This window comes from Snodgrassella sp. CS2 (assembly GCF_050310315.1).
In the GTDB taxonomy this organism is placed as follows: Bacteria; Pseudomonadota; Gammaproteobacteria; order Burkholderiales; family Neisseriaceae; genus Snodgrassella; species Snodgrassella alvi_E.
On sequence record NZ_JBNPBA010000002.1, the window covers coordinates 206,360 to 227,248 of the forward strand.

The 20,889-nt window shown below is 43.7% G+C and carries 17 protein-coding genes; 16 read left to right on the forward strand and 1 reads right to left on the reverse strand.

The genetic code is table 11. From position 1 onward, the window contains the following. Positions 1-51: 51 nt before the first annotated feature. The 10 genes from murC to ACQP6D_RS04700 all read left to right on the forward strand — a co-directional run bounded on the left by murC (position 52) and on the right by ACQP6D_RS04700 (position 13,257). Positions 52-1,452, forward strand: coding sequence for a UDP-N-acetylmuramate--L-alanine ligase (gene murC / locus ACQP6D_RS04655; protein ID WP_267390625.1), 1,401 nt, complete (start codon positions 52-54; stop codon positions 1,450-1,452). Positions 1,453-1,518: 66 nt separating this feature from the next. Next, the gene (locus ACQP6D_RS04660; protein ID WP_267390624.1) at positions 1,519-2,430 is read left to right on the forward strand and encodes a D-alanine--D-alanine ligase; all 912 of its coding nucleotides are present in this window, start codon (positions 1,519-1,521) and stop codon (positions 2,428-2,430) included. After that, positions 2,414-3,193: a cell division protein FtsQ/DivIB gene (locus ACQP6D_RS04665; RefSeq protein ID WP_367421546.1), complete on the forward strand. Its 780-nt coding sequence runs from the start codon at positions 2,414-2,416 to the stop codon at positions 3,191-3,193. The genes ACQP6D_RS04660 and ACQP6D_RS04665 overlap by 17 nt, the downstream gene beginning before the upstream one ends. Before the next feature lie 42 nt (positions 3,194-3,235). Continuing rightward, entirely contained in the window at positions 3,236-4,471 is a 1,236-nt protein-coding gene (gene ftsA / locus ACQP6D_RS04670; protein WP_100140535.1) for a cell division protein FtsA, read from the forward strand. Between the two features lie 114 nt (positions 4,472-4,585). After that, positions 4,586-5,764: a cell division protein FtsZ gene (gene ftsZ, locus ACQP6D_RS04675; protein ID WP_267390621.1), complete on the forward strand. Its 1,179-nt coding sequence runs from the start codon at positions 4,586-4,588 to the stop codon at positions 5,762-5,764. Positions 5,765-6,082: 318 nt separating this feature from the next. Then, on the forward strand, positions 6,083-8,401 hold the full coding sequence (gene parC / locus ACQP6D_RS04680; RefSeq protein ID WP_370386887.1) for a DNA topoisomerase IV subunit A: 2,319 nt from the start codon (positions 6,083-6,085) through the stop codon (positions 8,399-8,401). A 6-nt stretch (positions 8,402-8,407) separates the two neighbouring features. Beyond that, complete coding sequence (locus tag ACQP6D_RS04685; RefSeq protein WP_267390618.1) at positions 8,408-9,982, forward strand: ATP-binding protein; 1,575 nt, start codon at positions 8,408-8,410, stop codon at positions 9,980-9,982. Further along, positions 9,975-11,447: a sigma-54-dependent transcriptional regulator gene (locus ACQP6D_RS04690; RefSeq protein WP_267390617.1), complete on the forward strand. Its 1,473-nt coding sequence runs from the start codon at positions 9,975-9,977 to the stop codon at positions 11,445-11,447. The genes ACQP6D_RS04685 and ACQP6D_RS04690 overlap by 8 nt, the downstream gene beginning before the upstream one ends. Next, a complete protein-coding gene (locus tag ACQP6D_RS04695) occupies positions 11,447-12,208 on the forward strand; it encodes a class I SAM-dependent methyltransferase (protein WP_427857568.1) in 762 nt (253 codons plus the stop codon). The genes ACQP6D_RS04690 and ACQP6D_RS04695 overlap by 1 nt, the downstream gene beginning before the upstream one ends. A 71-nt stretch (positions 12,209-12,279) precedes the next feature. Next, on the forward strand, positions 12,280-13,257 hold the full coding sequence (locus tag ACQP6D_RS04700; RefSeq protein ID WP_427857569.1) for a hypothetical protein: 978 nt from the start codon (positions 12,280-12,282) through the stop codon (positions 13,255-13,257). Positions 13,258-13,310: 53 nt separating this feature from the next. On the opposite strand, the gene amgK is transcribed toward ACQP6D_RS04700, so the two are convergent. After that, positions 13,311-14,315 carry an N-acetylmuramate/N-acetylglucosamine kinase AmgK gene (amgK, locus tag ACQP6D_RS04705; protein ID WP_427857570.1) on the reverse strand — a complete coding sequence of 335 codons (1,005 nt, stop codon included), beginning with the start codon at positions 14,313-14,315 and terminating at the stop codon, positions 13,311-13,313. A 59-nt stretch (positions 14,316-14,374) separates the two neighbouring features. Between amgK and ACQP6D_RS04710 the strand changes: the two genes are divergently transcribed. The 6 genes from ACQP6D_RS04710 (at position 14,375) to mlaD (ending at position 20,863) form a co-directional block, all read left to right on the forward strand. Beyond that, positions 14,375-16,708 carry an LPS-assembly protein LptD gene (locus tag ACQP6D_RS04710; protein WP_427857571.1) on the forward strand — a complete coding sequence of 778 codons (2,334 nt, stop codon included), beginning with the start codon at positions 14,375-14,377 and terminating at the stop codon, positions 16,706-16,708. Further along, on the forward strand, positions 16,708-17,667 hold the full coding sequence (locus tag ACQP6D_RS04715; protein WP_427857572.1) for a foldase protein PrsA: 960 nt from the start codon (positions 16,708-16,710) through the stop codon (positions 17,665-17,667). The genes ACQP6D_RS04710 and ACQP6D_RS04715 overlap by 1 nt, the downstream gene beginning before the upstream one ends. A gap of 2 nt (positions 17,668-17,669) precedes the next feature. Further along, entirely contained in the window at positions 17,670-18,677 is a 1,008-nt protein-coding gene (gene pdxA / locus ACQP6D_RS04720; RefSeq protein WP_427857573.1) for a 4-hydroxythreonine-4-phosphate dehydrogenase PdxA, read from the forward strand. Positions 18,678-18,752: 75 nt separating this feature from the next. Then, entirely contained in the window at positions 18,753-19,553 is an 801-nt protein-coding gene (locus ACQP6D_RS04725) for an ABC transporter ATP-binding protein (protein WP_100157255.1), read from the forward strand. Then, the gene (mlaE, locus tag ACQP6D_RS04730; protein ID WP_100157254.1) at positions 19,553-20,329 is read left to right on the forward strand and encodes a lipid asymmetry maintenance ABC transporter permease subunit MlaE; all 777 of its coding nucleotides are present in this window, start codon (positions 19,553-19,555) and stop codon (positions 20,327-20,329) included. The genes ACQP6D_RS04725 and mlaE overlap by 1 nt, the downstream gene beginning before the upstream one ends. 24 nt (positions 20,330-20,353) lie before the next feature. After that, entirely contained in the window at positions 20,354-20,863 is a 510-nt protein-coding gene (mlaD, locus tag ACQP6D_RS04735) for an outer membrane lipid asymmetry maintenance protein MlaD (RefSeq protein WP_427857574.1), read from the forward strand. Positions 20,864-20,889 lie beyond the last annotated feature (26 nt).

The window sequence follows — 20,889 nt, forward strand, 5'->3', positions numbered from 1 at the left end:
TGTTGTATAGCCTGAGCCGGCCGGAAAAGTAAATATAGTATGAAAGAAAATATGAAAGACCGTATCCGTCACATACATTTTGTGGGTATTGGTGGTACGGGTATGTGCGGTATTGCTGAAGTTTTACATAATGAAGGCTATCAGATTAGTGGTTCTGATTTAGCTGATAATGCTGCTACTCAACATTTGCGTGCTATCGGCGTGCAGATTAGCTGTGGTCACAGTGCAGATAATATTTGTGGTGCTGATGTGGTTGTGACCTCAACCGCGGTAAAGAAAGACAATCCCGAAGTGGTGGCTGCACTGGAACAAAAAATTCCGGTTATTCCTCGTGCCATGATGCTAGCTGAAATCATGCGTTTTGGACGGGGTATTGCGATTGCCGGTACACATGGAAAAACGACAACTACCAGCCTAACTGCTTCTGTGCTCGCCGCTGCCGGACTGGATCCGACTTTCGTTATCGGCGGACGCTTAACTGCTGCCGGCAGCAATGCCAAGCTGGGTAAAGGGGAATATATTGTTGCTGAAGCTGATGAATCCGACGCATCTTTTCTATATCTCACTCCTCTATTCACAGTTGTGACCAATATAGATACTGATCACATGGATACTTATGATCATGATGTTGAAAAACTGCATCAGGCTTTTGTTGACTTTGTGCATCGAATGCCATTTTACGGCAAAGCCTTCTTATGTATTGACAGTGAACATGTGCGTCAGATATTGCCGCTGATTCAGAAACCCTTTGTTACTTACGGACTGGATGACAGTGCCGATTTATATGCTAGCAATATAGAAGCCTGCGGTGCACAGATGCGTTTTGATGTTCATACGCGCAAAAAAGGTATTAATCCATTCAGTGTAACGGTCAATATGCCGGGACAGCATAATGTTTTAAATGCACTTGCTGTAATCGGTGTAGCACTGGAAATCGGTGTTTCTGTTTCCGCAATACAGATTGGGCTAGAAAGCTTTGCCGGTGTTGGTCGCCGTTTTCAGCAATACGGTGATATTTCTTTGCCGGATGGCGGTAAAGCATTACTTATTGATGATTATGGACATCATCCTGTGGAAATGTCTGCTACTATTGCTGCGGCGCGTGGTGCCTATCCAGACCGCCGGCTGGTAGTGGCTTTTCAGCCGCATCGCTATACCCGAACCCGTGACCTTTTTGAAGATTTTGTACAGGTACTGACTAAAGCTGATGGCGTAGTGTTAACGGAAGTATACGCAGCAGGTGAGGATCCAATTGTGGCCGCAGACAGTAAAGCATTAATGCGAGCTATTCGGGTTTTAGGCAAAGTTGAACCGATTTATGTAGCAAACGTGGATGAAATGGCACCCACTTTATTAAATGTGTTGCAAGATGGTGATGTTTTGCTCAATATGGGTGCTGGTAGTATCAATAAAGTACCAGCCATGATTACAGAAATGGCCGCAGCTATTTAGGTATGGCAATCTATATCGTGTGCAAAAATAGTAATAATTGAAAGAAATACAGGAAAAAATAAAGTAATGAATAATTTTGGTAAAGTCGCCGTACTGATGGGTGGCTTCTCCAGTGAACGTGAGGTGTCACTGGCCAGTGGCGCGGCAATTTTAACAGCGCTCAAAAGCCGAGGTGTGGATGCACATGCTTTTGACCCAGCTGAGCGACCCTTGTCTGACTTGGTCAGTGAAAAGTTTAAACATGCTTTCAATATCTTGCATGGTTCCTTTGGGGAAGACGGTGTGGTGCAAGGCGCACTAGAAGCCTTGGGTATACCTTATACGGGTTGCGGCGTAGCTGCTAGTGCTATAGGTATGGACAAATTTCGCAGCCGTCTTATCTGGCAGGGTGTTGGTTTACCCTGTGTACCCTTTATTGTATTACATGACGATAGTGATTTTGCTGATGTAGAAGCAAAACTGGGTTTGCCTCTGTTTGTTAAACCGGCAGCCGAAGGCAGTAGTGTAGGTGTGATGAAAATCAGACAGACGGGTGAACTGGCTAAGGCTTATCAGGAGCTTAAACAATATCACGGTGAAATTCTGGCAGAACGTGCTATTGAGGGTGGAGAATATACCTGTGCTATTTTGGGTGAGAAGGTGTTGCCCAGTATACGTATTCTTCCGGCAACTGACTTTTATGATTATGAGGCCAAATACCACCGTGATGATACCGTTTATTTGTGTCCCGCAGATCTGACACCCCCAGATGAGCAGCACATGCGGGATCTGACAGCCCGAGCATTTAAAGCTCTGGGGGGGCGCGGCTGGGGAAGAGTAGATTTTCTCCGTGATGCAGACGGAACGATTTATATTCTGGAAGTCAATACTGTGCCAGGCATGACAGGTCACAGTCTGGTGCCTAAAGCGGCACGTGAAATTGGCTTGAGTTTTGAAGATTTGTGTGTTGAAATTTTAAGTCATGCGACTTTGGGATAATGCGCAGGCCTTAAAACGGCTTTATCGCTGGTTATATGTTTGTGTATTGTTCTGTCTGCTTGGTGCAGGCGGAACGTGGCTGGTTCACTCACCTTACTTTCCGGTACGGCAAATAAAAGTGTTACAGCCGTTGAAAAATTTGCAGTCTTCCGAAATTGAAGAAATCAGTAAGCAGTATTTGCGTGGTAATATTTTTACCGTGAATGTTAGTGCTGCACAGGCGGCTTTAGCTAAACTGCCATGGGTCGCCAAAGTTCAGGTAAAGCGGATATGGCCTGATACTGTACAGCTGGAGATTAAAGAGCGGGTACCTGTGGCACGTTGGAATGCTCAGCAACTGGTGGACAACGATGGACAAATATTTACTGCAACCAGTCAGCAACAGTTGCCATTATTTACTGGAACCAACAGTTCCGCTCGCTACATGACTGTACATTTGCTAACATTCGAAAGTTTGCTACAACCAACCGGCTTGCATATTCAGCAATTACAGCTGAGTGACCGTTCTGCCTGGCAGTTGAAACTGACTAATGGTATGACACTGCGACTGGGGCGGGAAAAAGTAGAGCAGCGTCTGTCGCATTTTGTCTGGGCATGGCCTCAGGTATTGCACAATCAGGCCGCTGCTATTGACTATGTGGATTTGCGCTATCCAGATGGTTTTGCAATACGTTATAAAAACAAAGCTGTATCAGCTTCTGCTGACGTTAATCTTTCAGAAGATGCTGCAACAATGGATCAGCAGGAAGCACAGTTGGATTGATCCGGACAGACCGATTGATAATTTGAATTTAAAGTGATGACCATGGTTAAAGGTAAAAAATACATCAGTGCGTTGGATATCGGCACGTCAAAAGTAATCGCCCTGATTGGTGAAGTACAGGAAGACAACGAAATCCACATTGTTGGTCTGGGACAAGCGCCGTCTCGCGGTTTGAAGGCAGGGATGGTGACCAATATCGAAACCACAGCACAGGCTATCAAGCAGGCCATGGAAGAAGCACAGATGATGGCTGATGTACCGGTAGAAAGCGTTACCACCGGCATTGCGGGCAATCATATCCGTAGTTTCAATTCGCAGGGTGTGGTAAAAATCAAGGATGGTGAAGTTAGTCAGGCCGATATCGACCGTGCGATTGAAACCGCTAAAGCAGTGAATATTCCGCCTGACCACGATATTCTGCATACTGTTGTACAGGAATTTATTATTGATAATCAGCCCGGTGTACGCGAACCGATCGGTATGAGTGGCGTGCGTCTGGATACACGCATTCACATTATCACCGGTGCAGTCACTGCCATGCAGAATATTCAGAAATGCGTCAATCGTTGCGGTTTGCAAATCAGCAAAATGATTCTTCAGCCGTTGGCGAGCGGACAAGCGGTGTTGACTGAAGATGAAAAGGATCTTGGCGTCTGTGTAATTGATATCGGCGGAGGTACCACTGATATTGCTGTTTACACCAACGGAGCTATCCGGCATACAGCTGTCATTCCTGTTGCGGGAGACTTGATTACCAAGGATTTGGCTCAGGCATTACGCACACCGCACAGTGCTGCTGAATACATCAAAATCAACCATGGCGTAGCGCTGGCTACAATGGATGGACTGGATGACATGATTGAAGTGCCCAGTGTTGGAGATCGCAATCCACGTCAGATTTCACGCCGGACATTGGCCAGTGTTATTGGTCCGCGTGTGGAAGAAATTCTGGAGCTGACATTAAATGAATTACGTCGTTCTGGCTTTCCGGAAGATGTGCTCACGTCCGGTGTGGTATTAACTGGTGGTGCGTCATTATTACCCGGCATGGTAGAGCTGGCTGAAGATGTATTCAATCTGCCGGCGCGTATTGGCGTTCCACAGGAAATGGGCGGTGTATCCGAGCGGATTCGCAACCCGCGTTATGCCACCGCAATTGGCCTATTGCAGGCAGCATGTGAAGATGACAGTAAAAATGACCTGCCTGTTGCCACTGCTGCCGAACCGAAAGAGTCATGGCTTTCCAAATTACAAGCTTGGTTTAAAAACAATTTTTAACTTATCTAACACAATAAATGACAGAACTTTTGCGCATTGTGTATAACTGTCGATATAATGATAGTTATACAAGGGTTTAAAATGATTATGCGCATGTTTTGTCAGGAGACATAAATGCAATTGGTATATGATGTTGTGGAGACAGTAGTCGGTGCTGCCGTTATCAAAGTCATTGGTATTGGCGGTGGTGGCTGTAATGCTATTAACAATATGGTTGAAAATGCGGTTGCCGGTATTGAGTTTATCAGTGCTAATACTGACGCACAGTCTTTACAAAACAGTAAAGCCTCAAAACGCATTCAACTGGGTAACAATCTAACCCGGGGTCTCGGAGCTGGCGCTGATCCAGAAATTGGTCGCAATGCAGCCATGGAAGACCGTGAAGCATTGTCAGATGCTATCCGCGGTGCCAACATGTTGTTTATCACTACTGGTATGGGTGGTGGTACTGGTACAGGCGCAGCACCTGTTGTGGCTGAGCTGGCCAAGGAAATGGGTATTCTGACCGTTGCAGTGGTGACCCGCCCGTTTGAATATGAAGGTAAGCGTATTCAGGTGGCGAACAATGGCATAGAAATTCTGAAAAATACCGTTGATTCTCTGATTGTGATTCCGAATGATAAACTGATGTCAGCATTGGGCGAAGATGTCAGCATGCGTGAAGCGTTCCGTGCCGCAGATAATGTATTACGCAATGCGGTGGCTGGTATTGCTGAGGTTATTACCAATCCGGGTATCATCAATCTTGACTTTGCTGATGTGAAAAATGTGATGAGCATCATGGGTATGGCAATGATGGGTTCAGGCAGTGCTCATGGCGTTGATCGTGCCCGTATTGCTACTGAGCAGGCTATTGCCAGCCCGCTGCTTGATGACGTGACACTGGATGGTGCGCAGGGTGTGCTGGTAAACATTACTACTGCTCCAGGTTGTCTGAAAATGTCAGAATACAAAGAAATCATGAGCATGATTGATGAATATGCTCATGACGAAGCTGCGTTGAAATATGGCACTTCTGAAGATGCCAGCATGGAAGAAGGTGAAATACGCGTTACCATTATTGCTACTGGATTACAAGAACAGAAAGTTTTGCATCATCAGCAGCAAAGCAATCTGCGTGTTTTGCAAACGGTACAGGCTACTGGTACCGAAGATGCCTATCCGGATATTGGTAGCGTTGTACGCTCTGGCCGCAGTGCACGAAGTATGAATCTGGCTGCTGCTGATTTTTCTAATCAGTCCGTTCTGGATGATTTTGAAATTCCGGCTGTGATTCGTCGACAGGCAGATTAATATTTATAAAAATATTAAAGCTGTCCAGAATGAAATTCTGGACGGCTTTTTGTTTTCTTGAATTCAAAGAAACGCTATTTTTGATTCTAGCTAAATAAACCGAAAAAATTTATTGCAAAAATGTTTTTGATCGCAGACATAATTTGTAGGGTGTGATCTAAAACTACGAAACAAAGCAATAATTTATTTGTAAGGAAATTCAAGAGTTTTAAATTATATAGTCAGAAATATGTAGGTTGGGCTGGAAACCTGAAATCCCTTACAATAGATAGCTAAATTAATCTGTTTCAGATAAAAAATTAGTAAAGTCAGAATAATATGAGTGACGTAATCCAACAATCAGACCACGGTGAAGATTATCTCCTTTTAGGGCAGTATGCTGAGCGTGCTTATCTAGCCTATGCTATGAGTGTGGTGAAAGGTCGGGCATTGCCGGATGTGGCAGACGGTCAAAAACCGGTACAGCGGCGCATTCTGTATGCCATGAAAGATATGGGCTTGGTACATGGCTCCAAGCCAGTGAAATCGGCGCGCGTGGTAGGTGAAATTCTGGGTAAATATCATCCGCATGGTGATGCATCTGCTTATGATGCGATGGTACGCATGGCTCAGGATTTTACTTTACGCTATCCATTGATTGACGGTATTGGTAATTTCGGATCACGCGATGGTGATAGTGCTGCTGCCATGCGTTATACAGAAGCACGTTTAACTCCGATTGCTGAATTGCTGCTGTCCGAAATCGACATGGGCACGGTGGATTTCATTCCCAATTATGATGGTGCCTTTGTTGAACCTACGGTTTTGCCAGCTCGACTGCCGATGATTTTGTTGAATGGCGCTTCTGGTATTGCAGTTGGTCTGGCCACAGAAATTCCTTCACATAATCTACGTGAAGTTAGCGCGGCAGCTATAGCATTATTAAAACAACCTACTTTAGATACTGCAGCTTTAATGCAGCATCTACCTGGCCCTGATTTCGCTGGCGGCGGGCAGATTATTACTTCACCGGAGGATATTCAGGTTATTTATGCTCAGGGTAAAGGCAGTATTCGAGTACGGGCACGGTACGAAATAGAAAAGATGGCGCGGGGACACTGGCGGGCAATAGTAACCGAGCTACCTCCGGGTACGTCTGCGCAAAAAATTTTGGCAGAGATAGAAGAACAGACTAATCCTAAACCTAAAACCGGTAAAAAAAATCTGACTCAGGAGCAAATGAATACGCGCACACTGATGCTTTCGCTGCTGGAAAGGGTGCGAGATGAATCAGATGGACAGGCTCCGGTGCGGCTGGTATTCGAACCGAAATCCAGTCGCATTCAGCCGGATGAATTCATGAATACATTACTGGCTCAAACCAGTCTTGAGGGAAATGTAGCGATTAATCTGGTAATGATGGGGCAGGATAATAAACCTGCGCAAAAGAACCTTGTTCAGATTCTGCGTGAGTGGCTTGATTTTCGTATTCTGACTGTTACACGACGTTTACAGTATCGGTTAGAGCAGGTAGAGAAACGTATTCATATTTTGCAAGGCAGGCAGACTGTATTCCTGCATATAGATGAAGTTATTCGCGTTATCCGTGAATCAGATGAACCAAAACAAGAATTGATATCGGCATTCGGCTTAAGTGAGATACAGGCGGATGATATTCTGGAAATTCGTTTGCGTCAGTTGGCCAGATTGGAATGGATTAAACTAGAAACAGAATTGAATAAACTGCAGCAGGAGCGTGAGCAATTAGTTTCGTTACTGGAAAATGAAATTGCCAAGAAAAATTTGGTAATTAAGGAAATTGAGGTTGATACCAAACTTTATGGCGATAACCGCCGCACTCTGATTCAGCCGGCAGAGCGCGCTACACTTACTCAGATGACAGCTGATGAGCCGGTTACGCTGGTATTATCAAAGAAAGGCTGGCTGAAAACGCGGGTTGGGCATAATTTGGATTTGAGCCAGACCACATTTAAAGAGGGCGATGGACTAATGCAGGCCGTGGAAGGTCGTACGGTATGGCCGGTTATCCTGCTGGACTCGCACGGACGTGCCTACAGCGTTGATGCAGCCAGCATTCCTGGTGGTCGCGGTGATGGCGTGCCGGCCGGTTCGCTAGTTGAGCTTGATCAAGGGGCCACAATCGTTGCAATGCTCACTGCCTTACCTCAGCAGCATTACCTTTTGGCCAACAGTGGTGGCTATGGTTTTTTGATTGCCTTCAAAGATTTGGTTAGCCGTACTAAAAACGGCAAAGTGGTGATGACGGTTAATGATAATGAAACATTATTGCCACCTCTGCCGGTGCCGGCCAAATCCTTGTCTGCCGGTAGCCAAACCGAGCTGATTGCTGTTTCCAGTGCTAACCGTCTGCTTGCTTTTCCTTTACTTGAACTCAAGGTGATGGCTAAAGGGCGCGGTCTGCAAATCATGAGTTTGCCGTCTGATGAGACATTAAATTTCATTGTGCTGTCAGACTCACCAGAATTTACGTTGGAAACTCAAGGTAAACGAGGTGGCCGTCATCAGGAAACACTGCGTGTACAGGATATCAGTAACAGAAGAGGACACAAAGGTAAAGAATTAAACGTTTCGGGCGCAATTCTGGCTATATACGCTACTTTGAATAATGGAAATTAAGCCAGTATGAAAACCCGTATTCATGGCTGGCCGCAATATCTGGACAGGCTTTCTGCCTTACTTAATATTGCCCGCATGAGCCTGTTGTTTTCTATCATGACTTTTTACGTCCTGACTCGAAACATGGATGAACCGGGACTAAGCGTACCAATATTCAATAAACCTGAGCTCTACAGCTGGGCGGCACTTTACGGTTTTCTTATTTTGTTTTCGATGCTGGTACCGCGTTGGCAAAATCAGCCGGACGCTCTACCTAATGTTAATGCGGCTGTAGACATCACCATGATTGCATGGCTGATGAGTATGGCTGGTGGTGTGGACAGCGGCTTTGGTATTTTGTTGTTGCCATTTGTGGCTGCCGCTTGCTTGTTTAGCCGTGGTCGTTATCCGCTAATATATGCAGGATATGTCACCTTACTGATTGTAATCATTACTTGGTTGCAAATTAGCCGTAATGGTTTTGAAAATATCAGTATGCGGATTTGTACCATCGCGTTCATGCTGATTGCAGCTGTTTACCTTGTGGCTGGGCTGACCGCTTATGTGGCCACTTCACTAGCCCGCTCGCAAAATCTACAATATCAGCAATCAAAGATGCTCGACAGTTATCGCCACCTGCTGGATCGTGCTTTTAATTATGTGCAGGAAGGGGTAGTGGTATTAGATGAAAGTGGCATGATATGGTTAATTAACCGTAAAGCACAGAAATATTTTCCTACGCTGGTAGTGGATACTCGCACAGTTATTTTTCGTCAGATTATGCATTACTGGCACACAGAGCAGAAAAATATATTTGAAATCAACTGTACTCTCAATGGTTTGCCGATGCGGGTACATGCGCGACTGCTACAGGAGGCCAATACGCCTTTATTGATGTTGTCTATGCGTGCCCGTACTGAAATAGATCAGGAGGCTATGGCTCTCAAACTGGCATCTCTAGGGCAATTAACCGCTAATCTGGCGCATGAAATACGCAATCCGATGTCAGCTGTACGTCAGGCCAATGAACTATTGCAGGAGGAAGAAAACGATCCGGCACGGCTGAAACTGTTTCATATTGTAGACAATAATATCAGTCGGATTGATAAAATGCTTGAAGACATCGGCGTCTTAAATAAACGTGATAAGAAAAACAGGCAGGTTATTGATTTGCGTGTTTTCTGGTCTGCGTTTGTACAGGAATTCATACTGATTAAACCTCAGGCTTTGCATTGTATTCAGCTTGAAGCCGACAGTGAACCTTTGGTAGTCAGCTGTGACTCAATACATTTGCAACAGATAATGTGGAATCTAATGAATAATGCTTGGCGACACAGCCGGCAGAATAAAGAGGCTATTCGGGTTGTCATGCGCAAAGAATTGCAGCAGAAAATTTCAATTATAGTGATAGATAATGGTGCGGGTGTGAGTGCAGAGAATCAGTTACATCTATTTGAGCCATTTTTTACTACTGAGCCCAGTGGTACGGGGCTGGGGCTGTATGTGGCGCGTGAACTGGCTTTAGCCAATCACGGACAGTTAAATTACAGTCCGCAATTAAATGGATTTGAATTGACTTTGCCAAGGATGGTTGATGAATAGTCAGGTAGAATTAAAAAAGCCAGTGCTGGTAATAGATGATGAAGCTGATATTCGTGATTTAATGGAATTAACCCTGATAAAAATGGGTTTATCTGTCCAGACCGCTGCCGGAGTGGCTGAAGCCAAAAAAGCATTACGTAATCATGCTTTCTCTTTGGTACTTACTGATATGCGCATGCCAGACGGATCTGGTCTGGAAATTGTAGATTATATAACCGAACACAATCTGGATATTCCGATTGCTGTGATTACTGCTTACGGTAATGCAGTGCAAGCAGTGCAGGCACTAAAAAATGGTGCTTTTGATTATCTGCAAAAACCCATTACTCTGGCACAACTGCGCACATTAGTTAAATCTGTGCTGACAATCAACCATAGCTCTGATACCGACACCATCACTAAAGCAGCTACAACCACTAAACAAACTGAAGTGAAATCCCAGAATGTTTCTGAGCCCGGTAGAGGGAACCAAAGTGCTGCTCAAGAGCGACTGCTTGGTCACTCCCCTTTAATTGCTGAAGTGCGACAATTAATAAGCAAACTGGCTAAATCCAATGTACCCGTCTATATTGCTGGGGAATCCGGTAGTGGAAAAGAGCAAGCAGCACGCAGTATTCATGAACAATCAGCTCGTAAAGATAAAGCATTTGTTGCAGTCAATTGCGGGGCGATTCCTGAAGCATTGATGGAAAGTGAGTTTTTTGGTTATAAAAAAGGGAGTTTTACCGGCGCAGACAGTGACAGAGCAGGATTTTTTCAGCATGCAGACGGTGGAACATTATTTTTGGATGAAGTGGCTGATTTGCCATTATCCATGCAGGTAAAGCTTTTGCGTGCCATTCAGGAACGAGCTGTTCGCCGGATTGGTGAAATGGAAGAAAAGCAGGTTGATGTCCGTCTTATCTGTGCTACTCATAAAGACCTGAATGCTTTGGTAGAATCGGGACAATTTCGGCAGGATTTGTTTTACCGTCTAAATGTGGTTTCTATAACCATGCCCCCCTTACGTGAATTACGTGATGATTTACCAGAACTGATTCAGGTTTTGTTGCAACGTATTCTACGTGATGAAACCATGACCCTGAGCCCGGCAGCTGAGCAAGCTTTATTGCAATATAGCTATCCCGGCAATTTCCGCGAGCTGGAAAATATATTAGAACGAGCAATTGCTTTATCAAAAAATCATATTATCGAAGTTGATGATTTACAGATTCAAAGTCTCTCATTTGATAATCAGCGTAATTTATCAGTAGATAGTGTCCGTAATTCTGCCGGGGAAAATCCCGCAAGGACAGATTTTCAGTTTGGTCACACCCAGATTCAGGACTATCTTGACGATGTAGAACGTCATATTCTGCAGCAGGCGCTGGCACAAACCCGTTATAACCGTACACAAGCGGCAAAACTACTGGGAATCAGCTTTAGATCAATGCGTTATCGGATGGAACGATTGGGTATTGCCTAATGATACAAGCAATGGTTTTAACTGGGCAGATTGTAAACCTGACTAAGTTGTGCATGCCTCTGCAAAATCTATTAGAGACAGAAAAACTGCACTATCAGCCGCAGCCACCTGAGCATGGTTTGTACTTATATTATGATGATTACGGCCTTGCTCTGGCTAAAGCCGGAAATAAGGGTGTTGTACGTGTGGATTTTGTGCAGGGAACAGCTAGGCACCGGCGCCTGTTTGGTGGTGGTGAGCTGCTGGCTCGTGCCGTACAGGCTAAAACTCAGCCGCTGGTCTGGGATGCTACTGGTGGGCTGGGTCGGGATGCGTTTGTAATAGCTTCTATGGGATTAAAGGTGGTGGTATTTGAACGCAATCCTTATGTCTATGCTTTGTTGGCAGACGGTTTGCAAAGAGCACTAGCAGATCATCATACAGCTCAGATAGCACAGCGGATTGATCTGAAATATGGCAGTATTACTAGTAAAGCGGCAATGAAAAAAACGGATTCCTTGCCAGATGTGATATATCTGGATCCAATGTACCCCCAGAAGCAGAAATCAGCGGCGGTAAAAAAGGAAATGGCTTATTTCCATGAGCTGCTGGGAACTGCTGATGAGAATAACGATATGGATTTATTACTGGCAGCACAACAACTTGCTTGTAAACGAGTGATTGTGAAACGGCCAGCTAATGGTAGATTTTTGGCAGAAAAACAGCCAGCTTTTCAGTATTTAGGCAAAACCACGCGTTTTGATGGGTATATTCCATTATAATTTATTTAGGCAGCATTTTTTAGAAAAGAGTCACTAATATAGCAATTTTGTAGCATAGGGGAGAATATTAAATGGCCAGAAAAATATGGGCCTACGCCAAAGATGAACATGAGAAATTTGTTTACAACAAGCAATTGGAAAAGCTTGAAATCTTTTATATCTGGGATGTGCTGAAATTAAAACAGCAACACCCTGAAGCTTATTCAGGATTCAAGTTTTATTCAACCGAATTTGATGAAATCAACCGGCAGGAATTAATACCAACAGAATATGGATTTTTCAGATATCAATCGGATGAAGTTGATAAGAACAGGCAAGAATCAATATATCATTCAACAGCAATGCTGGTTTTGCAGGAAATGTCTGAAATAAACTTCACAATTGATAATGATAATTATCATTTTAGTTTTTCAAAATTCCTAGTTGAACCATGCCTGAAATTTCAACATTTTGATAAAAATGAAGAAAAATATTATCCGGATTTAGTCGGTTATTTTAGTGAAGACTGTGAATTATACGATAAATGGAATGGATGTCTGGCGATTGAAGTAGTTTTTACTAATCCCTGTTATCAGAAAAAAATAAAATCATTTGAGAAAAATCATATTCCCATTATCGAAGTCAGCATCTCAAAAAAACTAAAACTTGATACAGAATTTTGTGGAGAAATAAATTTTACAGTTGATGAAGTTAAAAAATATTACCATGCGCTGAAACAAATATTTGCAAAAAAAGTGTATGGCAAAATCCGTTCGGATCCTGTATCAAAAAAATATCATCAAAATGAAATAAACAATCTTGAAATTTTATATGAACAGACTTTACTTGAACTAGAACAGTTAAAACATCTGAATAATATTCAGCTATTTGATCAATATGTACAGCTGAATCAGGAATATGAAAAATTGCAAGCCAATGTGTCCAATCTGCATCAAATGATGAGTAATATGCAGCAAAGAGAATGGAGTTTGAATACCCGTTTAAATCATTATTTGAATATGGGGTTTTGGCAGAGACTAAAGTTTTTGTTACAAATACCCATTGAATAATTAATAAAAGCTGCTAATCATTTAGCAGCTTGCTTGATTATTGCAAAATATTTTCAGAAAGTATAGCCAGTCTGAATTTCTTCAGCTCCGATCAATTCAGTGATTAATTGCAATAATGGGCGCAATTCATGATAACGTCGGCTAGTATTACGTAAATATTTTAGGAAGCGATGAATTTCACTACGGTATTTGTCTTTACCATCACGATAATACAATCGGGCAAAAATACCGGCTACTTTCAGATGACGCTGCACGCCCATCAATTCAAAATCACGGTAGAAATGGTCAAAATCATTATGAACCGGTAGTCCGGCAGCCCGAGCCTTCTCCCAGTACCGAATAACGATGTCCAGTACAAATTCTTCATCCCATTCAATAAAAGCATCGCGAAGCAACGAGACTAAATCATAAGTAATTGGACCGTATAATGCATCCTGAAAATCCAGAATACCGGGGCGGCCACGAGTAAGCATAATATTACGTACAATGTAGTCACGGTGTACATAAACCTGTGGTTGAGCCAGAATGACCGGTAAAACGGCAGATACAGCCTGTTGCCACAGATGTTTCTGTTTTTCAGTCAGAGATAAGCCAAGTTCTTTTTGTACATACCATTCTGGAAACAGTTGCATTTCTCGTGTCATGACCGTTTCATCATATATTGGTAGTTGATCTGGTAGACTAGCCTTTTGCAGGGTAATTAACTCATCAACTGCTTCCAGTAATAGTATTTTATGCACTTCTGGACGTTTATCTTGCAATAGTGCTGCCAGATAGGGCGTATGTCCGAAATCCTCCAGTGCCATAAATCCTTTTTGCGCGTCTGCATGATAGATTTTGGGTACATTTATGGCCTGAAAAAGGTGCTGGACCTTGATATAAGGCTGAATGCTCATTTTATCAGGTGGCGCATCCATACAGATTACACTGTGGTTATCCTTGAAAACAGCTCGGAAATAACGGCGGAAATCAGCATCAGCAGCAGCAAAGCTAAGAACAAAATCCTGTTGCGGATAACATGTATGTAACCATTTTTTTAGTTCGGATTCTCGTTGCATGGCATTTTTCAGGTTAAAATAAACGCTATTTTAACTGGCAAAGCCGTTTAGGTGATACTTTGTCCTACATATTTTCCCCCAAACCATTGGCCTTGGCCTTAACGACTGTGTTTTGTGCCTTTCCAGCACTAGCTTTGGCTGCTTCTCCTCTTTCTATGGGTGAGGGTAATGTCTGTACCGCACCTCAGCGTCCGAAACACTTTGTCAAACCTGTGCAAAGCAGTGGTGAAGCCGATCCGGGTACAGACGTAACGCGGGTTGTGGCTGATGACGTCAATGGACAATCACAAGTGCAAGTGCATGCCAAAGGCAATGTGATTATAGAACGTAATGATGTCACCCTGAACTCAGACTGGGCTGATTATGATCAGCAAAGCCAGATTATCAAAGCTGGAGACCACTTTACACTTGATAATGGTGAAAGCCGCGTCAGCGGCGAGCATGTAACTTATGACATGGCTAAAAGTACCGGAGTGGGTGATGCCGGCCGCTTTGAAATGGAAAAGGACAACCGTCGTCTACAAGGCGTTGGTGACGAAATACAGATGGGCGGTAAAAATCGCTATCGTTTGCAAAGTGCCAAGTTCAATACCTGTAATCCAGGTGATGACAGCTGGTATATTCGTTCCGGTAGTATTGATTTGGATTACGATAAAAACGTTGGTGTGGCTCGTAATGCAACACTGGTGTTTGGCGGAGTGCCTCTATTCTATACACCATGGATTGATTTTCCACTAAATGGCAGCCGTAAGAGCGGTTTTCTTGCTCCAACCATTAAGGGCGGTTCTGATGGTTTTGAGCTGATGACCCCCTATTATCTGAATCTGGCTCCAAATTATGATGCTACCATCCGACCCCATTTAATCAGTAGCCGTGGTATCCAACTCGGAGGTGATTTTCGCTATCTACAACCGAAATATCAGGGACAGCTTAGTGCTGACTGGGTACCCAGTGACCAGAAGAGTAGCCACAAAAATCGTGCTGAAGTAGATTTCACCCACACACAACAGCTAGCAAAAGGCTTAAGCGGTGGCATTGATTATCATCAGGTTTCAGATGATGATTATCGCCGAGATTTCTGGAGCGGTGATAGTGGTAGTGTAAATCTGAACCGACAGGCTTGGCTAAATTATCATCAAGATATATGGGGTGGTACATTTGACGGTAACCTGATGGTGCAAAAATATCAGACATTGGCTTCTACCAGTGGCTATAAAGATCAACCTTATTCACGCCTGCCACGCCTATCTGCCACATGGAACCGTTACTTTGGCAACCATTACGCCGTAAATGTATATGCAGAAGCTACCCGATTTGAAGGCAAAGAAACGGGTCATAAAGATTGGCTGAATAAATATCCGAATGGTACGCGGCTGGTATTATTTCCATCTTTGACTGCTGATTACTCTACCACATGGGGATATGTACGGCCTAAGCTGAGTTTCCATGCCACACATTACGATATGAGCAAACAGAATAATCAGGATAAACGCAGCATGGATCGTGCAGTTCCTTTGCTCAGCGTAGATTCAGGTATGACGTTTGAGCGGTTGTGGAAAACTAAAAACATGCATAAAGGGTTTATTCAGACACTGGAACCACGCTTGTTCTATACATATATACCACGACGCAATCAAGAAGATATGCCCTTATTTGATACAGCTGAAAACAGTTTTACTTATGATCAATTGTTCCGTGAAAACCGGTATTCCGGTCAGGATAGAATCAATGCGGCTAATTTTCTGACTACTGCTTTGCAATCACGTGTATATGATAGTACTACTGGCATTGAACGATTTGCGGCTGGTATTGGTCAGCGTTTTTATTTTCAGGATGATAATGTTAAACTGAATGAAAACACTCCGAAAAACAAAGAACGCAAACGCTCAGACATGGTGGCTTTTGGTCGTGCGGCTCTGAGTAATCACATTACAGCTGAATCTAAATGGCATTACAATCAGGATCTGAAAACATCTGAAAGTTATAATTTTGGCATCCGTTATACGCCAAAGCCTGGTAAAACCGTTAGTGTTCGTTACAAATATGGTCGTGATGAAAATCTCTATGATGATGTTTATGGCAAAATGCGTTCTATTGATGTAGGAGTGCAGTGGCCGGTAAGCCGCAATTATTATCTTGTTGCACGTCAGAATTATGATTTTGCTCACAGTGTCACTCTTAATCAGACCATTGGTCTGGAATATCAGAGTCCTTGCCATTGCTGGAGTGCGGGCCTAGTTGGTACTCGCTATACAGATGACTATAAAAAACGTAAAACCGCCGTATTATTTCAATTACAGTTGCGAGACCTGACCGGAGTGGGTAACGGTCCTCTTAGCCAGCTTGGCTCACAAATTCCCGGTTACAGCAATACTTACGAGGTAAAACATTAATGAAGCGCATACATAAATGGTTGGCAACAAGCATAATGGCCGTGGCCATACCTTCTGCACTGGCACTAGATATCAAACCGGTTGATAACATTGTTGCCGTCGTCAATGATGATGTAATAACTAAGCAAGAGCTGGATTTGGTGACTAATCAGATGCGTTCACAACTGCCTAAAGGCAAATCAGTTAGTGCAGCTGATTTAGAGCAGCAGGCACTGGCACAATTGATACGCAAAGATTTATTGGTACAAGCGGCCAAACGTGCCAATATTCGTTTGAGTAATGCCGATGTAAATGAAGCAATTGAACAATTTGCCGCTCAGCGCCATATGACGGCTAAAGAGCTAATTCAGCGTATTGCCAAAGAAGGTATCAGTGAAAATCAACTGCGACGCACCATGACTGAAAATCTTTTAGCTCAAAAAATAGAGCAGAGTGAAGTGATGGGTAAAAGTCAGGTAAGTGATGCTGAAATTGATGATGCCATTGCCCGTGCTCAGCAGGAGGGTCGTCCTTTACCACCTCCTATCACAGCATATTCTTATCATGTGCAACATATTCTTTTGAAAAATGATAATGATATTACTCGCAAACTGATTGAGCAGATTGCCCAGCAGGCACGTTCTGGTGCATCGTTTGAACAGTTAGCTCGCCAGTATTCTCAAGATGGCAGTGCTCAAAATGGTGGTGATTTGGGATGGATTATAGATGGTGAAACTGTCCCGCCGTTTGAGGCGGCTGTTAAATCTTTACAGCCGGGACAGATATCGATGCCAGTTCGTACTCAATTCGGATGGCATGTAATTCGATTGATTGATGTCAGAAGCAATGACACTCCACCAGAACGTCAGCGTAATGGCATGCGTGCAGTGCTGGTGCAGGAAAAACGAGAACTATTATTACAGAATTTCCTGAAGCAATTGGAGGATCAGGCATATATCAATGTTCGACCTCAGGACTGAAAATGGTGAGAGGGGTGAATTTTTCTCATCAGCAGCCTGTGATTGCCATTACCAGTGGCGAGCCTTCAGGAATTGGTCCGGATATCTGTTTGGATCTGGCTGGCGCTGATTTGCCGGTACGCATTGTAGTTCTGGGTGACAAACAGCTGATGGAGCAGCGGGCTGCATTATTGGGTAAACATATTTTCATTCAGTCTTATCAGCGAGATACTCAACCGAAAAAAGGGATGCTGGAAGTTTGTCATATTCCCGTGCAAGTACCAGTTCAGGCCGGTTTATTGGATGTTCACAATGCAGATTATGTATTGCAGTTGCTAAATAGAGCATATACAGGTATTGAACAGGGTGAATTTGCGGCCATGGTCACTGCACCTGTACACAAAGGTATCATCAATGATAGCGGTATACCTTTCAGTGGACATACCGAATATTTGGCAGCAAAAAGTGATACGCCTTTAGTGGTTATGATGCTGGCTGGAGGTGGTTTGAAAGTAGCTCTGGCTACAACTCATTTACCATTGCGAAAAGTAGCTGATGCGCTGACGGCTGAATTATTGACAGAAGTTCTTATTATCCTGCATCGTGACTTACAGCATAAATTTGGTCTGACACAACCACGTATTCTTGTTGCCGGACTCAATCCGCATGCCGGAGAAAATGGTCATTTGGGACATGAAGAAAATACTATTATCATTCCTGTGATTAAGAAGTTGCAACAGCAAAATATGCAAGTCAGCGGCCCTTTTCCAGCAGATACACTATTTCAGCCATTTATGCTTAAAGAAGCAGACGCGGTTTTGGCTATGTATCATGATCAGGGACTGCCTGTATTAAAATATGCCAGTTTTGGCGAAGGAGTGAATATCACTCTGGGGTTACCATTTATACGTACTTCAGTAGATCATGGCACTGCTCTGGACCTTGCTGGGACGGGGAAAGCCAGCAGCGGCAGTTTATTTGCCGCGGTCAGCAGTGCGATTGAAATGTGTCACAGAAGTAAGTTCGAATAATGCACTTATCCGTAATTGATAAATACGGGCAGACATCATAAAATCAGATTAACGTACGGCATGGAAAATATTGATATGGCTACGCCGTTTATTGAAATGAAGGATGTGGTTTTTGCGTATGGCGATCGCCCCATTCTTAAAAACATAAATTTTAAGCTGGAGCAAGGCAGTTTTACCGCAATCATGGGCAGTTCTGGTAGCGGTAAGACCACCTTGCTACGCTTGATTACTGGTCAGATTACCGCGCAGCAGGGACAGGTGCTGATTAATGGCCGCGATATTGCTAAATTCAGCCGCGAAGAGTTGTATCATCATCGCCGCAATATGGGTGTTCTGTTTCAGTTTGGTGCGCTGTTTACAGATTTGTCGGTTTTCGATAATGTGGCTTTTCCGATGCGCGAACACACTGATTTACCCGAAAGCATGATTCATGATCTGGTAATCATGAAGCTGAATGCGGTAGGTTTGCGTGGCGTAGAAAAATTAATGCCGTCCGAACTTTCCGGCGGTATGTCCCGTCGAGTGGCACTAGCACGCACTATCGCACTTGATCCGGCCTTATTGCTATATGATGAACCATTTACCGGTCTGGATCCAATTTCGCTGGGCGTAATAGCAGGCTTGGTAAGTAAAGTAAACAAAGCTTTGCAAACCACGAGTGTAATGGTGACACACGATATACAGCAATCACTGGATATAGCCAGCCATGTGGTTTTTCTGGCACATGGGGAAATTATTTTTTCCGGTTCACCACACCAAATGCGTGAACTGGATTCACCATGGGTAAATCAGTTTATACATGGTCAGGCTGACGGGCCGGTGGCATTTCGCTATCCGGCAACCACTACCTTACAACAGGATTTAGACATCGCGTGATGAAAGCTATAGAAGAACTGGGTGCAAAAACCCTCAGTTTTGTCCAGCACCTTGGGCGCGCCACTTTATTTCTGTTTGCTGCGTTGTTGCGCAGCGGAACAGTGTTACGCCGGCCGGGACTGATGATAAGGCAAATGTATTTTTCTGGGGTACTTTCCATTATCATCATTGCCGTATCTGGCCTATTTGTCGGTATGGTGCTGGGATTACAAGCTTATACACAGCTGGCGAAATTTAAATCTGCTGATATATTGGGATATATGGTAGCTGCTGCTATGCTGCGCGAACTGGGACCTGTACTGGCAGCCATTCTATTTGCCAGCAGCGCAGGAGGTGCCATGACCAGTGAAATCGGGCTAATGAAAACAACAGAGCAGCTGGAAGCCATGAATGTTATGGCCATTGATCCAGTGGCTAGAGTTGTGGCACCACGGTTTTGGGCAGGTGTGCTCTCCATGCCTTTGTTGGCTTCCATCTTTAATGTAGCCGGTGTCTATGGTGCATATCTGATCGGCGTAAAATATTTTGGTATGGATGACGGTGTATTTTGGGGGCAGATGCAGAATAATCTGGATTTCTATTATGATGTGGTAAACGGCCTGATTAAATCGCTGGTATTTGGTGTGATCGTCACACTGATTGCAGTTTATCAGGGTTTTTATGCACAACCGACTTCAGAGGGTATTCTGCGTGCCAATACGCGAACCGTGGTATCCAGCTCCCTGACCATTCTGGCAGTGGATTTTATGCTGACTGCACTGATGTTTACCAAATAAGATATGGATTAACAGGATAATGATATGAAAAAAAACAGTCTAGAAATGCTGGTTGGTCTATTTGTCTTAATAGGCATCGTGGCAATATTGTTTTTATCTTTTCGTGTAGCAGGTGGAAATGGTATCGGTTCTTCACAGCCTACTTATACTTTATCTGCATCATTCAGTGATATTGGCGGGCTCAAAGCACAGGCCCCAGTTAAAGCTGCTGGTGTAGTGGTAGGACGGGTAGACAAAATAGTACTTGATCCAAAAACCTATTGGGCAAAAGTAACTTTAAAAATTGATAAACAGTACCAATTTAGTACAGATACTTCTGCGCAAATTCTGACTTCCGGATTACTCGGTGATCAGTATGTTGGGCTAGAGCAGGGTGGAGATCCAGATAATCTTGCCGACGGAGATACCATTACCATTACTAGCTCTGCTTTAGTACTGGAACAGCTTATTGGAAAATTTATGACCAATTTTGCTGAAGGCAACGCTAAAGATGATCACAAAAAAACAGCTAACAGTACTGCTGCCAGTGAATAAAAGCAATTGAAGTTGTAAATCTAATA